This is a genomic window from Microbacterium sp. ZXT2-5, assembly GCF_055329545.1.
The window spans coordinates 2555453-2569708 of record NZ_JBUZWD010000001.1; the positions used below are offsets into that span (position 1 = coordinate 2555453).

A 14256-nucleotide genomic window follows, 5' to 3' on the forward strand; every position below is an offset into this window, starting at 1 on the left:
TTCCCGGATGGACGGCCCGCGCGGCAGACTCGCTGGATGGTCTTCGTAGGCTTCCACGCGTCCCATGAGCAGATCCTGCCCAGCGACCTGCTCACCGCTGTGCAGCAGGCCGAGGCGGCCGGGTTCGACGGCGCCATGTGCTCCGACCACCTCGCTCCCTGGAACCCCCGGCAGGGCGAGTCGGGCTTCGCCTTGAGCTGGCTGGGCGCCGCCCTCGCGCGGACGGACTTCTCCATCGGCATGGTCAACGCCCCCGGTCAGCGATACCACCCCGTCATCGTCGCGCAGGCGTTCGCGACGCTCGAGGAGATGTTCCCCGGGCGTTTCTGGGCCGCGCTCGGCAGCGGCGAGGCGATGAACGAGCACGTCACCGGCGACCCCTGGCCTCCCAAGGATGTGCGCACCCGGCGCCTGGGCGAGAGCGTCGACGTGATCCGACGGCTGCTCACCGGCGAGGAGGTGACGCACGACGGGCTGGTCACGGTCCACCGTGCCCGCCTCTGGAGCCGGCCGGTCGAGCCGCCGCCCCTCATGGCGACGGCCGTCAGCGCCGAGACGGCGGCGTGGGCGGCGTCGTGGGCCGAGGGCCTGGCCACTGTCGTGCAGGCGCCGGACGCGCTGGAGCGGGTCGTCGACGCCTACCGCTCGAACGGCGGGGCCGGCCCGTGCGTGCTGCAGGTGCACGTGAGCATCGCCGAGACGGACGCCGAGGCGTACGCGATCGCGAAGGACCAGTGGCGCAATGGTCTCGTCTCACCGCCGCTGGCGTGGGATCTCGAGCAGCCCGAGGACTTCGACGCGGCGGTCGGCGAGGTCGACGAGGCGAAGCTGCGCCAGGCGGTCCTCGTCGATCCCGACCCCGTCTCCCTCGCCGAGCGGATCGAGGCGCTGGTGAAGATCGGGTTCGACCGCGTATACATCCACCACGTCGGCCGTGACCAGTCCTATTTCCTGGGTGCCGCGGAGTCCGGCATCCTGCCCCGCCTGAAGGAGGCGCGATGAAGATCACCGATACCAGCGACCTCTGGTGGAAGAACGCGGTCATCTACTGCCTCGACGTGGAGACCTTCCTCGACGGCAACGGCGACGGGGTGGGTGACATGCGAGGCCTCGCGCAGCGCATCGACTACCTCGCTCAGCTGGGGGTCACGTGCCTGTGGCTCATGCCGTTCTATCCGTCGCCGGATCGTGACGACGGGTACGACGTCTCCGACTTCTACGGCGTGGATCCGCGGCTCGGCGACCACGGCGAGTTCGTCGAGATGATCCGCACCGCGAACGATCGCGGAATGCGTGTGATCGTCGACCTCGTCGTCAACCACACCTCCGATCGGCATCCGTGGTTCGTCAGCGCCAAGCGGAGCGTGAACTCGCCCTACCGCGACTACTACATCTGGCGGGACGACGCGCCTCCGAAAGGGCAGAAGAACGCGGTCTTCCCCGGTGAGGCGGACGGCATCTGGACGAAGGACGAGGCGTCCGGGCAGTGGTACCAGCACAGCTTCTACGAGCACCAGCCCGACCTCAACATCGCGAACCCCGCGGTGCGCGACGAGCTCGCCCGCGTGATCGGGTACTGGCTGCAGCTGGGCGTGGCGGGATTCCGCGTCGACGCGGTGCCGTTCTTCCTCGAGATGCCTCCGGGCGCGCAGATCCCCGACCCCCACGAGCTGCTGCGCGACTTCCGGCGATTCCTGCAGCGCCGGTCCAGCGAGGCCATCCTGCTCGGCGAGGTCAACCTGCCGTACGACCAGCAGGTGGACTACTTCGGCGGCGCCGACGCCAACGAGCTGTCGATGCAGTTCGACTTCGTCGGCATGCAGGCGTTCTACCTCTCGCTCGTGCGCGAGAACCCCGCCCCGCTGGTCGAGGCGCTGTCGTCCCGCCCGTCGCTGCCCGTCGAGGTGCAGTGGGCGAACTTCCTCCGCAACCACGACGAGCTCACGCTCGACAAGCTCTCCGATGAGGAGCGCGAGGAGGTGTTCGAGGCGTTCGCGCCCGACGAGCGGCAGCGGGTGTTCGGAAGGGGCATCACCCGCAGGCTGCCCCCGATGCTCGGCGATCCGCGCCGCATCCGCATGGCGTACAGCCTCATGTTCACGCTCCCCGGAACACCCGTGCTCTTCTACGGCGAGGAGATCGGCATGGGCGAGAACATCGACATCCCGGGGCGCACCGCGGTGCGGACGCCGATGCAGTGGACGTCCGAGAAGAACGGCGGCTTCTCGCAGGCGTCCCCGTCACGACTCGTCGCGCGCCCGCCGGGGGACGGCTATGCGCCCCAGCACGTCAACGTGGCGGATCAGATCGAGGATCGCGGCTCGCTGCTGCACTTCTTCCGCGACCTCATCTCGCGGTACCGCATCTCGCCCGAGCTCGGGTGGGGTGACTTCGAGGTGCTCGAGCAGCCGGTCGACGCGATCCTCGTGCACTCGCTGCGCGCCGACGTCGGCCGGATGGTGGCGATCCACAACCTCGCCGGCGTCCCGGCGACCACGCGGTTCGCGCTCGCCGACGAGCCGGAGGGCACGGCACTGGTCGACCTGCTGGGATCGGATCGCCTGCCGCTGGACGATCGCGGGGGAGTGGAGCTCGAGGTGCCGGCATACGGCTACCGGTGGCTGCGGGTGTCGCGCCCCGGGGACGGCCGCGTGTCTTAGCCGGCCGCAGCCGTCAGGAGACGGCGGCGGACCGCCGGTCCCGCCGCGCCCTGGCGACGGCCCACCGCACGAGCAGGCCGATGACGGCGACGGCGAGCGCGGCGACGATGGGCCGCAGGGCCAGCTCCGGGATGAACAGCGCCATGCGGAACACGGAGACGCCGTAGTCGATCATGTCGAGGGGGTCCCGCGCGAGCGCGCGGCTCCCCGCCGCACTGGCGATGCCGGTCATCGCGGCCGGAGCGATCCAGATGAGGGCCAGGCTCACCAGTGCCGCCAGCACCCTGCCGACGGTGTTCACCCCCGTCCACGCGATCGCGATCCCGGTCAGCACCGGTGTCACCCACTGCAGCAGCCACACGATCGACGAGAGCGTGCCCTGGTCCGTCGTCAGCAGCGGCTGCACCAGCCCCCCGGCCCAGGGCGCGGCGGCGATCGCCCCGAGCGTGAGGCCGAGGAGCGCGCCCGCGCGCGGGGCGCGCGCGATGAGCAGGACAGACACCAGCCCGACGAGGAACGAGACCGTGCACACCGCCACCAGCGCCCCCAGGTACAGCGTGGAGATGCTGCGTTCCTGCAGCCCGCCGCGCACGACGAGAGCGGACTGGGTGATCGCGGCGGCCTGAGCGGCGAGCAGGCCCAGGGCCATCAGCGCGAACCCGCCGCGGGGGAGCCGCTCGGCGGTGGCGCGGGCGACGATGCCGGCCGCGGCGGACCCGACGACGATCAGGCCGAACAGCAGCGTGAGGGAGTATTGGCTGAACGGCAGCAGGACCAGCGGCATGTCCCCGGGCGCGGTGTCGACGGCCCACAGGTCCTGCAGCGGCAGACGGGGCCCCCTCACGAGCCACGGCAGCAACCCGGCGAGCGCGGCGCCGATGCCGATGACCGGGCATGCCCAGAGCGGAATACGTCGCGGAGCGGGCTCCGGCGGCGGTGCCTCCTGCGTCGTCGCTGCGACCTCGCTCATCGGTCGGCTCCCTCCTGGCGTCGACGCGGTCGGCAGAGGACCGCATGCGCCGTGCGCGTCAGCCTAGCGCCACCGCCGGGAGGCGACGAGGGCTGCGGCGCGGCGGTTCCCGCGGCACCTCGCGCGCACAGCGCGCAGCGTGCGGCGGGACCATCGCACCGGCGGGAAGTCGCGGGGGAGATGCACCATGACGGTCCGCAGGCCGCGCTCGACACGGCGCGCGAAGTCGCGGACGCTCGTGAACGGCCGCATCGACATGCCCATGCGGGCCCTCGGCAAGAGGCGGATGCGTCCGCGCTCACCGAGGTGGAACGACAGGTCCATGTCGTCGTGCAGCTCCGCGTCGTCACGGTGAACGCGGGAACGGATGCTGCGCCACGCGTCTCGCCGCATGCCGAGGTTCGATCCGAACAGCGGGGGATGACCGAGCGTGATGGTCATGACGGCGGCATAGGAGCCCAGGTAGAGGACGGCGAGCGGACCGCGCAGGCCCGGCGGACCGTCGATGAAGCGCGCTCCGCCGGTGAACGCGGCGACGTCCGGGCGTGCGGCGAACGCGTCGGCCATCGTCCCCACCCACGACGCATCCGGAACGCAGTCGGCGTCCAGTCGCAGGATCAGATCCCCGGTGGCGGCGTCGTACCCGGCCGCGCTCGCCGCGGGGATGCCGGGCGTCTCGCACCGCTCCAGGCGGGCGCCGAAGACGCGGGCGACGCCGGCGGAGGCATCCGTCGATCCGTTGTCCACGACGACCACCTCGTCCGGCGGCCGGGTCTGGCGCGCGAGCGCCTGGAGGCACCGCGCGAGCTCGGTGTCGTCGTCCTTGACCGGGATGACGACCGAGATGCGCGGAGCGTTCGACATGGTGACATTCCATCCGAGGCGCACGGAGCGCGAGAAGGGCCTTGACCTCGGATGGCCCGATCGGTGACGGCCGGCGGCGCGCCGCGGCGGCGCTCATCGCCTATCAGGGCGCCGCCTCGCGTGTCAAGGCCGAGTCGGGCGAAACCGGGCGACGTACGCTTGCAGGGCAGGCAAGCAAAGCAGCGCGGGGCGGTCGAGCTTCGGCGTTCGGGTCGCCGTCCAGTCTCCCGTAATCGCGCGATGGTCCCGGTGGGAGGGCTACCCACCGGGACCATCATTGCCTGTGCCGGGCGATCGGCCGCACGGCGCACCCGTCGAATACGCCGGCCGCCGTCGAATACGCTGGCCGCGTGCACCGCATCTACACGACGAGCTTCGCGTCGGTCTACCCGCTCTACGTCGCCAAGGCGGAGAAGAAGGGCCGCACCGGCGAGGAGGTCGACGAGGTCATCCAGTGGCTGACGGGGTTCGACGACGCGGAGCTTCGCCGGCATCTCGCCGAGGGCACGACGTTCGAGGACTTCTTCGCGGACGCCCGCCTCAACCCCCGGGCCTCGCAGATCACCGGCGTGATCTGCGGTGTCCGCGTGGAGGGGATCGAGGATCCCCTGATGCAGCAGATCCGCTACCTCGACAAGCTCGTGGACGAGCTGGCGAAGGGGAAGCCGATGGAGAAGGTGCTGCGGCCCGCCTGACCCGGAGTTGCCGCATCGGCGACGCTGACCTCCACCCCCTCGAGCCACCGCCGCACCCGTCCGCCCGGTCCGACGATCATCCGCTGGTGCGGCCGGCGCGCGCGATCCAGGTGAGGTCGTCGACGCCGGCGACCACGGCGGCGGTCGCCCACGCATCGGCGTGCGAGAGCGCGTCGGAGACCACCGTCGCCGAGGCGGCGCCGGTCGCGGGCGTGCCGGATCGAGGATCGATGATGTGCGGGCCGCGCTCTGCGCCGCCGGACGTGGCGATCGCCCCGTTGCGTACGGACGTGACGGCGAGCACCCGCGAGCGGTCGGCCGGGTCGACGATCCCGACCTTCCAGGTCCAGTCGGCGTCGGGAGCCGTGAGCAGCTGCATGTCCCCGCCCGCGTTGATCCCGGCAGCGACGACGCCCGGGCGCGCGAGGAGCGGCGCGAGGTGGGCCCGCGCGACGCGCTCGACCGACCATCCCTTGACATACCCCGTCGGGTCGAAGGCTCCCGCCCAGGTCGCGGAGAATCGGCCGGACGTCTCGACCTCCGCTTCGGCGCACGCCTGGGCCACCTCGGCGACCCAGCGGGAGGCATCCGCCATCACCAGCTCGCCGCGCGCCATCCGCGAGATGTCGGAGTCGTCGCGATACGGGGAGAAGACCGCGTCGGCCGCGCGGAGCTCCGCGAAGCACGCGGATGCCGCTGTGGTGAAGGCGTCCTCGTCGACATCGCCCACGACGTGCACGCTGATCGCGGTCCCCATGATGTGGGCGACCTCGACGTGGCGGCGGCCCCTCATGAGCGGGCCTGATCGATCGCGCTCTGCAGGGACTCCCGATAGCCCTCGCTGGTGTACGTCGCACCCGAGACCATGTCGATGTCGGCGGACTGCGCCTCGGCGGTCTCGGAGACCAGCACGGGCAGCGCGCGCTCGTTGATCTGCCGGTCGCGCGGATTGCTCGACGGGTACTCGGGCACCTGGACGTCCGTGATCACCCCGCCGGCGACCGTGATCTGCACCTGCACCGGACCGAATCGGGTGTTCACGGTGTCGCCGGTGAAGGTGCCGTCCGCGAGGGATGTCACGTCGGAGGATCCAGATGTCGCGCCGGTCGAGCCGGTGGCGGTGCCGGCCGAGCCGGAGCCGGCTCCGCTGTCCGACGCGGCGCCGGAGCCGGCTCCGCTGTCCGACGCGGCGCCGGAGCCGCTGTCTCCCGCGCCGCCGCCTGTGCCGGCCCCGGAGTCCGACGACGTCGAAGACGAGCTGGGCGGGGTCTCCGCGGCGAGCGACGTCACGTTCTCGACGTGCGACGTGCGGTAGCTGAACAGCAGCACGAGGCCGCTGAGGGTGGCGAGGATGCCGTAGACGATCTTCTTCATGGCGACTCCTTGGACTCCGGGGGTCAGATCGAGAACGATTCGGTGTGGATGCGGTCGCGGGTGACGCCCGCTGCGCGCAGATCGCCGGTCACCGCATCCATCCAGGCCGGAGGGCCGCACACGAACACGTCGTACTCGTCCAGGTCGGCGGCGAGGAAGCGGAACACATCGGCGCCCTCCCACGCACGGTGCGAGTCGGGGAGCCACGGTGCGCCGGAGGCGGCGCGAGGCCCGTCGAGAGCAATGTGGCGGACGCCGCGGTCGCGCACGAGCCCCTCGATCGCGGGGCGCCGCAGCGCCGCCTCGGCGGCGGAGTCGCGCGTCACGAGGACCGCGTCTCCGGGCGCGTAGTCCTCCGACTCGAGCAGGGACACCAGGGGCGCCACGCCGGCGCCGGCACCGAGAAGGAGCAGCTTGCCGCCGCGCCGGGCGTCTCCGGTCAGTCGGCCGTAAGGGCCCTCGATGAGCACACGCGTCCCGCGTGCGAGCCCCGCGAGCCGGGCTGTGCCGTCGCCGACGACCCGGGCCGAGATCGTGAGGGCGTCGTCGCGGGGCGCCGCGGCGAGCGAGAAGGGGTGACCCCGGGACCAGCCGCGTCCGCCGAGGAACCGCCACACGAAGAACTGCCCGCCCCGCGCACCCAGCCGGGAGAGCCCACGGCCGCTCATCGTCACCGTCACGCCGCCGACGCCGTCGGCGGCGACGTGGGCCACCCGGAGGTTGTGGCGCCGCGAGATCAAAGCCGGCTGTGCCAGTCGGAACGCCACGACAGCGCCGGTGGCGAGTGCCCACAGGGTCCACCAGTACGCGGTGGCCCACGGCGAGGCGGTGAAGTCGGCCCCGACCACAGCTGGTGGGGGATCGCGATGCCCACGCCGACGTAGGCGTAGAGGTGGAGGAGATGCCACGACTCGTAGCGAAGCCGCCGGCGCGCACGGCGGAGGGAGGTGACGGTGACGAGCACGATGAGCGCCGTACCGGCCGTTGCGAGGAGCACGCCGGGGTAGTCCCACACGAACTGCCAGAGCTGTGCCGGCAGACCGACCTGAGCCACCGCGGCGTAGCCGACCACGAGCAGCGCGATGTGCGCGAGCATCAGCCAGAACGACCAGAAGCCGCCCAGCCGGTGCATGCGGGTGATCCCGTCACGCCCGAACCCCCGCTCGAAGAGCGGGACGCGGGCCATGAGCAGCACCTGGTAGAGCAGGAGGTTCGCCGCGACCAGCCCGCAAAGCCGGCCGGCGGCGTTGACGGCCTCGGGCCCGCCCGCGAGCACGGCGTCGACGCCGCCCCCCGACACCCACAGCTCGGCGACGAACAGGCTCGTCAGCCAGATGACGACGACCGCCGCGGCGTTCCAGGCCGCGGCGCGCCTGCGGGCGGGCGCTGCGGACGACGGATGCCGCACGCCGGCCAGGACGGGCGGGGAAGCGATCGTCGCCATGGCGTTCTCCTCGGTGTCTCTCGTGAGTGACGGGGTCAGGACCCGTCGCCGTCGGCATCGGTGTCGGCGCCGTCGTCGGTGTCGTCGTCGAGGTCGTCACCCTGGCCCGGCGCCCCTCCGGGGCCGCCGTCCTGCCACCGGCCGTCCGGCCCGCCGCGCCCCGCCGGCCCATCGCCGGGGAAGTCGTGGTCGCCCTGGTTCCAGCCAGTAGGCACCCCCGCGACGGAGGCGGCGCTGCTCGCCGCCCAGCCGGTGCCGAATCCGATGCCCAGCAGGAGCAGGGCTGCTCCGGCCGCTCCAGCGATCCGCACCCACAGCCGGCGGAGGAGCGGGGGCTTCGCGGGTGCTGTCGTCGACGCGGGTTCGGTCGGCGCCGCTCCCGTCGACGCCGCTCCGGTCGGCACCGGTGCCTGAGGCGAGGGCTGCGGCGGGTGAGCGGGGATGGCTGCGGTGGGGGACGGCTCGGCCGTCGGTGCGGTGCCGGCGGTCGGTTCGGTGTGATCGGACATGGAGCCACTGTCCCGCCGCGGTTCAAAGAATGCGCAAAGAGTCAGCCGATCTGGGCATTCTCATAAGGTCGCGAGGGGCAACGCTCAGCGTCGACGGGTCTCCGCGCGCCGGCCCGAGGCGGGCAGGTCGATGAGGAACGTGGTGCCCGCGGACGAGGTGGTCTCGATGGTCACCGTCCCGCCGAAGCGCGTCGCGATGTCACGGACGAGCGCGAGGCCCAGACCGAAGCCCCTGCGGCTACCGGCGCCGGGGTCGTCCCCGGCGCGCGCGAAGCGATCGAAGAGGCGCTCCGGGTCGGCGGCCGCGATGCCACTGCCCTCGTCGGCGACCCGCACCTCGACACGGCGGCCGGCTCTCCGCCCCTCGACGCGGATGGTCGACCCGGCCGGCGAGTAGCGGACGGCGTTGTCCAGCAGAGCGATGAGGGCACGGGTGAGCGCGGTCGCATCCGCACCGGCGTCGAGGCCGGGGGACGCGCTCACCCCCAGGCGGACGCCGCGTTCGGCGGCCCTCGGTGCGATGACCGCGATCGCAGCCTCCGCTGACGCCGCGACATCCGCCGTGGCGCTCCCGTCACCGCTGACGGCGCCCGCCGTCTCGGCCGACAACAGCAGCTCGGTGAGCACCGCGTCCATCACCGCCGCATCGCGGCGGAGATCCGCCAGCACCGCCTGGACGTCGCCACCGCGTTCCGAACGGTGCTGGGCGAGCTGGATGCGGCTGTCCAGCGTGGTGAGCGGCGTGCGCAGCTCGTGGCTGGCGTCCGCGACGAACGCGCGCTGGACCTCGAGGGCGTCCGCCAGCGGCTGGGCCGCGCGCCTGGACGCCCACCAGGCGATGAACCCGAGTGCGATCACGCCCACCAGCCCGACCAGGATCGCCGCCGGGACGACGGCGTCGAGATCGATGACACGATCGCCCGGCCCGTCCCAGCCGCCGCCGGGCGGGCCGTCTCGCAGCGGCCCGTGCTCCGGTCGCGACGTGGCGAACAGCACGGCCACGGTGACCGCGGTGATGGCGGCCACCACGGCCGCCGAAGCGATCGCGACCCACAGCCCGGCCCGCAGCGCCGCCTGCTGCACGCGGCGACGGTCGGCGGTGGTGGCGGCATCCGTACGCGTGCTCATTGCGGTGTCCCGCTGCGGTACCCGCGGGCCCGCACCGTCTCGATGATCTCGGGCGTCGACTTGCGGCGGATGTAGTGCACATACGTGTCCACCGTCGCCGCTGAGCCGCCGGGGAAGACGTCAGCGAGGATCTCGTCGCGGGAGAACACGTGCTCAGGGCTCGAGGTGAGGAGCGCAAGCAGCTCGGACTCGGCGTGGGTGAGGGCGATGCGCCCTTCGGTGGGGGAGTACAGGGCCTGCGACGCCGGCGTGAAGACCCAGTCGCCGAGTTCGCGGCGGTCGCCCGCGCCACGGCCGCGTCGCAGAGCGCGCAACCGCGCGCGGAGCTCCGCGAAGTCGAACGGCTTCAGCAGGTAGTCGTCGGCGCCCGCATCCAGTCCGCTCACGCGGTCCTCCAGCGCGCCGAGCGCGGTGAGCATGAGTGCGGGCGTCGCGATGCGCGCGGTCCGGATGGCGTGGACGAGGTCGACGCCGGACATGCCGGGCAGGCGCCGGTCGATGACCATGACGTCGTACCGGCGTGCCAGCGCGAGGGCGAGCGCCTCCTCGCCGGTCGCCGCGCGATCGACGTCGTACTCGTCGCCGAGCACCTCGACGACGATCCGGGCGATGTCGCTCTCGTCCTCGACGTAGAGCAGCCGGGGTGCCGTCGCGCGCGCGGGGGACGGAAGACTCACGCCTTCAGTCTCGGTCGCGCGGCTCGACGGGCGGGGTCGCCTGCCTATCGATCCGCTATGACTTCGCTGTGCCGCCGGTGGCGGATGCGGCGGAGATCAGTACCAGCCGACCGACTGCGAGTGACCCCACGCCCCGCAGGGGCTGCCGTAGCGGCCGGAGATGTACCCCAGTCCCCACGAGATCTGCGTGGCCGGGTTGGTCTGCCAGTCGGCGCCCGCGGTGCCCATCTTGCTGCCGGGGAGGGCCTGCGGGATGCCGTACGCACCGCTCGAGCGGTTGTAGGCCTGGTAGTTCCAGCCCGACTCCTTCTGCCACAGCGACACGAGGCACGCGAACTGGTCGTCGCCCCAGCCGTAGTTGCCGATCATGGCGCGCGCCGTGGCCTGCGCGTCGGCCGGGCTGGTGCCGCCGACAGCGCCGCCGGTGGCGTACACCGGGTTGGGCGCCGAGGACGAGCCCGATCCCGAGTTCGAGGACTGCTTCGCCGCGGCTGCTGCTTCGGCGGCTGCGGCGGCCTCCGCCTCCTGGCGCGCCTTCTCCTCGGCCTCCTTGCGGGCCTTCTCCTCGGCCTCGCGCTGCGCCTTGAGCGCCAGCGCGGCATCGAGCTTCCCTCGCAGGCCCTGGGTCTCCTCGTTCACCGACGCGGTGAGCGTGGTCACGTCGTCGGCGAACTCCGCGGAGTACATCGCCGGAAGCGCCTGCGCACGCTCGAGCTGCTCGAGCGCGGTCTCGAGCTCGCTGGTGTCCACCGTCGTGTCGGTCGTGCCGACGTCCAGCCCCGACGCGGCGATGTCGGAAGCGACGGTCGCCGCCGCCGACACGGCGGTCGAGGCATCCGTCACCGCCTTCTCGACGGCGGACGCCGTCACCGTCTCGGGAGCGGTGCCGAAGGAGGCGGTGCTGTAGGACACGAGCGCGAATCCGCCCAGCGAACCGGACGCCTGCGCCTCGGCGGCGGGCGCCGCCGTGGTGAACCCGGCCGTCGCCAGCGCCCCGACCGCCAGTGTCGCAACGACGAGGACGGGGCGACGGCGGGTGCGTCGTTCCGCGCGGCGTAGCGTGCGGCGGGCGGGCGAAGACGAGTGGGAGCGCATATGAAGACCGGGTTCCGTATCAGCAGATTCGCGCCGCGAAGAGCGCGTCGTGACCGTTCGGGCGGGCACAAGTCCCCGAGTCTCGCCGCAGTTTCTGGACGGTTCCGGTGCGTTACCTGAACGTTACATGTGAGCGCTAGGTCCGAAAAGGCCAGATCAATCGCGCGGATTCCGCGGCGGCGAGGTCCCGACCCCCCGCGCAACTACGATCGGAACGTCCCCCGCCGTCGCCCGAGGAGGCCCTGCTCGTGTCGTCATCCACCGCTCCCGCAGCCACCGACGCCCTGCGCCACGCCGACGACCTGGCCGACTTCGTCGCCTCGTCCCCGTCGAGCTTCCACGCGGCCGGCGAGGTCGCCCGCCGGCTCGAGACCGCTGGATTCAGCCGGCTCGATGAGCATGCCCCGTGGCCCGCGCAGAGCGGCGGCAGGTTCCTCGTCGTGCGCGACGGCGCCGTGATCGCCTGGGTCGCGCCGTCGACCGCGACGACGGACACCCCGGTGCGCATCTTCGGTGCCCACAGCGACTCTCCGGGCTTCAAGCTCAAGCCGAAGCCCACGACGGGACGGCTCGGCTGGCTCCAGGCCGGTGTCGAGGTCTACGGCGGGCCGCTGCTGAACTCCTGGCTCGATCGAGAGCTGCGTCTGGCGGGAAGGCTCGTGCTGGACGACGGGTCGAGCGTCCTCGCGGCGACCGGACCGCTGCTGCGCCTGCCTCAGCTGGCGATCCACCTCGACCGGGAGGCGAACGACCACCTCGCGCTCGACAAGCAGTCGCAGACCCAGCCGGTGTGGGGGCTCGGGCCCGTCGAGTCGGCCGACCTGCTGGCGGAGCTCGCTCGGGACGCGGGCGTGGACGCGACGCGGATCCGCGGCTACGACGTCGTGACGGCGGATGCCGCGCGCGGTGCGACGTTCGGTCGCGACGACGTCTTCTTCGCGTCGGGCCGCCTGGACGATCTCGCGTCGGTCCACGCCGGCGTGGTGGCGCTCGAGCGTACCGCCGGCGACCTGGCCGCCGACCACATCCCGATGCTCGCCGTCTTCGACCACGAGGAGGTCGGATCCGGCACCCGCTCGGGTGCCGCGGGGCCGTTCCTGGCGGATGTCCTCGAGCGGATCCGGCTGTCGCTCGGCGCGGATCGCGAGCAGCAGCTGCGTGCGCTCGCCGGCTCGTGGTGCGTCTCGAGCGATGTCGGCCACTCCGTCCACCCCAACTACGCCGAGAAGCACGATCCCGTCGTGCAGCCCCTGCTCGGATCCGGCCCGATCCTGAAGATCAACGCCAACCAGCGGTACGCGACGGACGCCGCCGGCGCGGCCGCGTGGAACGGCTGGTGCGCCGAGGCCGGGGTCACCAGCCAGGAGTTCGTATCGAACAACTCGGTGCCCTGCGGCTCGACGATCGGGCCGATCACCGCGACGCGGCTCGGGATCCGGACCGTGGATGTCGGCATCCCGATCCTCTCCATGCACTCCGCGCGGGAGCTCGCGGGCGTGAGCGACCTGTGGGACCTCGCCCGCGTCGCGGAGGCGTACTTCCGCGGCTGAGACGGCGGCCGGGCGCGGATCGACGGCCGGGCGCGGGCGCACGATACAGCACGCACGCGCCGACGCAACCCCCTCGATGCGTCCCGCCGTCGTCGCGCAGGGTGTCGTGAGACACCGGGAGGCGCGATGAAGGCGATGGCATACCGCGGACCGTACAAGCTGCGGGTCCAGAACAAGCCCGAGCCGACGCTCGAGCACCCCAACGACGCGATCGTGCGGGTCGAGCTCGCCGCGATCTGCGGCTCCGATCTGCACCTGTACCACGGGATGATGCCCGACACCCGCATCGGCCACACGTTCGGGCACGAGTTCATCGGCCGGGTCGAGCAGGTCGGCGGCTCGGTGCAGAGCCTGAGCGTCGGAGACCGCGTCATGGTGCCCTTCAACATCTACTGCGGCTCGTGCTTCTTCTGCGCGCGGGGGCTCTTCTCGAACTGCCACAACGTCAACCCGAACGCGACCGCTATCGGGGGCATCTACGGGTACTCCCACTCGACGGGCGGCTACGACGGGGGTCAGGCCGAGCTGGTGCGGGTGCCGTTCGCCGACGTGGGGCCGACCGTCATCCCGGAGGACATCGCCGACGAGGACGCGCTGCTGCTCACCGACGCCTTCTCGACGGGATACTTCGGCGCCCAGCTCGCCGACATCGAGGCGGGTGACACCGCGGTCGTGTTCGGCGCGGGGCCCGTCGGTCTCGCTGCGGCGCGGTCGTGCTGGCTCATGGGCGCCGGCCGGGTGATCGTGGTGGACCACCTGGACTACCGCCTGCAGAAGGCGAGGGACTTCGCCTTCACAGAGACGGTGTCGTTCACGCAGGTCGGCGACATCGTGCGCGAGCTGAAGAAGCTCACGGACGGGCTGGGGGCGGATGTCGCCATCGACGCCGTCGGCGCCGAGGCCGACGGCCACGTGATCCAGCACGTCACCTCGGCGAAGCTGAAGCTGCAGGGCGGCTCGCCCGTCGCGCTCAACTGGGCCATCGACTCTGTGCGCAAGGGGGGCACCGTCTCGGTCATGGGCGCCTACGGGCCGATGTTCAGCGCGGTGAGGTTCGGCGATGCGATGAACAAGGGCCTGACGCTGCGGATGAACCAGGCGCCGGTGAAGCGCCAGTGGCCGCGGTTGTTCGAGCACATCCGCGCCGGCTACCTCCGCCCGAGCGAGCTCATCACCCACCGCATCCCGCTCGACGAGATCGCCGAGGGGTACCACCTCTTCTCGTCGAAGCTCGACGACATCATCAAGCCGGTCATCGTCCCGGCGGCTTGACGACGCGCGAAGGAGAAC

The 14256-nt window shown here is 72.1% G+C and carries 15 protein-coding genes; 5 read left to right on the plus strand and 10 right to left on the minus strand.

From position 1 onward, the window contains the following. Window positions 1-36: 36 nt before the first annotated feature. A complete protein-coding gene (locus tag ACZBH1_RS11315) occupies window positions 37-1002 on the plus strand; it encodes a TIGR03885 family FMN-dependent LLM class oxidoreductase (RefSeq protein WP_336394937.1) in 966 nt (321 codons plus the stop codon). Then, on the plus strand, window positions 999-2660 hold the full coding sequence (locus ACZBH1_RS11320) for an alpha-amylase family protein (protein ID WP_463646420.1): 1662 nt from the start codon (window positions 999-1001) through the stop codon (window positions 2658-2660). The genes ACZBH1_RS11315 and ACZBH1_RS11320 overlap by 4 nt, the downstream gene beginning before the upstream one ends. Before the next feature lie 13 nt (window positions 2661-2673). Here ACZBH1_RS11320 and ACZBH1_RS11325 read toward each other — a convergent pair whose 3' ends face one another. After that, on the minus strand, window positions 2674-3630 hold the full coding sequence (locus ACZBH1_RS11325; RefSeq protein WP_463646421.1) for a hypothetical protein: 957 nt from the start codon (window positions 3628-3630) through the stop codon (window positions 2674-2676). 63 nt (window positions 3631-3693) lie between these two features. After that, on the minus strand, window positions 3694-4494 hold the full coding sequence (locus ACZBH1_RS11330; protein WP_336394940.1) for a glycosyltransferase family 2 protein: 801 nt from the start codon (window positions 4492-4494) through the stop codon (window positions 3694-3696). 350 nt (window positions 4495-4844) lie between these two features. On the opposite strand from ACZBH1_RS11330, the gene ACZBH1_RS11335 reads away from it, so the two are divergent. Then, on the plus strand, window positions 4845-5189 hold the full coding sequence (locus tag ACZBH1_RS11335; RefSeq protein ID WP_378884490.1) for a DUF2200 domain-containing protein: 345 nt from the start codon (window positions 4845-4847) through the stop codon (window positions 5187-5189). Window positions 5190-5265: 76 nt separating this feature from the next. On the opposite strand, the gene ACZBH1_RS11340 is transcribed toward ACZBH1_RS11335, so the two are convergent. The 8 genes from ACZBH1_RS11340 to ACZBH1_RS11375 all read right to left on the minus strand — a co-directional run bounded on the left by ACZBH1_RS11340 (window position 5266) and on the right by ACZBH1_RS11375 (window position 11416). Beyond that, a complete protein-coding gene (locus ACZBH1_RS11340; protein WP_463646422.1) occupies window positions 5266-5982 on the minus strand; it encodes an FAD:protein FMN transferase in 717 nt (238 codons plus the stop codon). Beyond that, a complete protein-coding gene (locus tag ACZBH1_RS11345) occupies window positions 5979-6563 on the minus strand; it encodes an FMN-binding protein (protein WP_378884484.1) in 585 nt (194 codons plus the stop codon). The genes ACZBH1_RS11340 and ACZBH1_RS11345 overlap by 4 nt, the downstream gene beginning before the upstream one ends. 23 nt (window positions 6564-6586) lie before the next feature. Continuing rightward, complete coding sequence (locus ACZBH1_RS11350; RefSeq protein WP_463646423.1) at window positions 6587-7276, minus strand: ferric reductase-like transmembrane domain-containing protein; 690 nt, start codon at window positions 7274-7276, stop codon at window positions 6587-6589. A gap of 23 nt (window positions 7277-7299) precedes the next feature. Further along, window positions 7300-8007: a ferric reductase-like transmembrane domain-containing protein gene (locus ACZBH1_RS11355; protein ID WP_463646424.1), complete on the minus strand. Its 708-nt coding sequence runs from the start codon at window positions 8005-8007 to the stop codon at window positions 7300-7302. A gap of 35 nt (window positions 8008-8042) precedes the next feature. Then, window positions 8043-8516, minus strand: coding sequence for a hypothetical protein (locus tag ACZBH1_RS11360; protein WP_378884479.1), 474 nt, complete (start codon window positions 8514-8516; stop codon window positions 8043-8045). An 84-nt stretch (window positions 8517-8600) separates the two neighbouring features. Next, entirely contained in the window at window positions 8601-9644 is a 1044-nt protein-coding gene (locus tag ACZBH1_RS11365) for a sensor histidine kinase (RefSeq protein ID WP_378884476.1), read from the minus strand. Beyond that, window positions 9641-10321: a response regulator transcription factor gene (locus tag ACZBH1_RS11370; protein WP_463646425.1), complete on the minus strand. Its 681-nt coding sequence runs from the start codon at window positions 10319-10321 to the stop codon at window positions 9641-9643. The genes ACZBH1_RS11365 and ACZBH1_RS11370 overlap by 4 nt, the downstream gene beginning before the upstream one ends. Window positions 10322-10417: 96 nt before the next feature. Then, complete coding sequence (locus ACZBH1_RS11375) at window positions 10418-11416, minus strand: aggregation-promoting factor C-terminal-like domain-containing protein (RefSeq protein ID WP_463646426.1); 999 nt, start codon at window positions 11414-11416, stop codon at window positions 10418-10420. A 248-nt stretch (window positions 11417-11664) separates the two neighbouring features. Here ACZBH1_RS11375 and ACZBH1_RS11380 point away from each other — a divergent pair, with 248 nt between their 5' ends. Further along, window positions 11665-12966: a M18 family aminopeptidase gene (locus tag ACZBH1_RS11380; RefSeq protein ID WP_463646427.1), complete on the plus strand. Its 1302-nt coding sequence runs from the start codon at window positions 11665-11667 to the stop codon at window positions 12964-12966. Window positions 12967-13092: 126 nt separating this feature from the next. Then, a complete protein-coding gene (locus tag ACZBH1_RS11385) occupies window positions 13093-14238 on the plus strand; it encodes a zinc-dependent alcohol dehydrogenase (RefSeq protein ID WP_463646428.1) in 1146 nt (381 codons plus the stop codon). Window positions 14239-14256 lie beyond the last annotated feature (18 nt).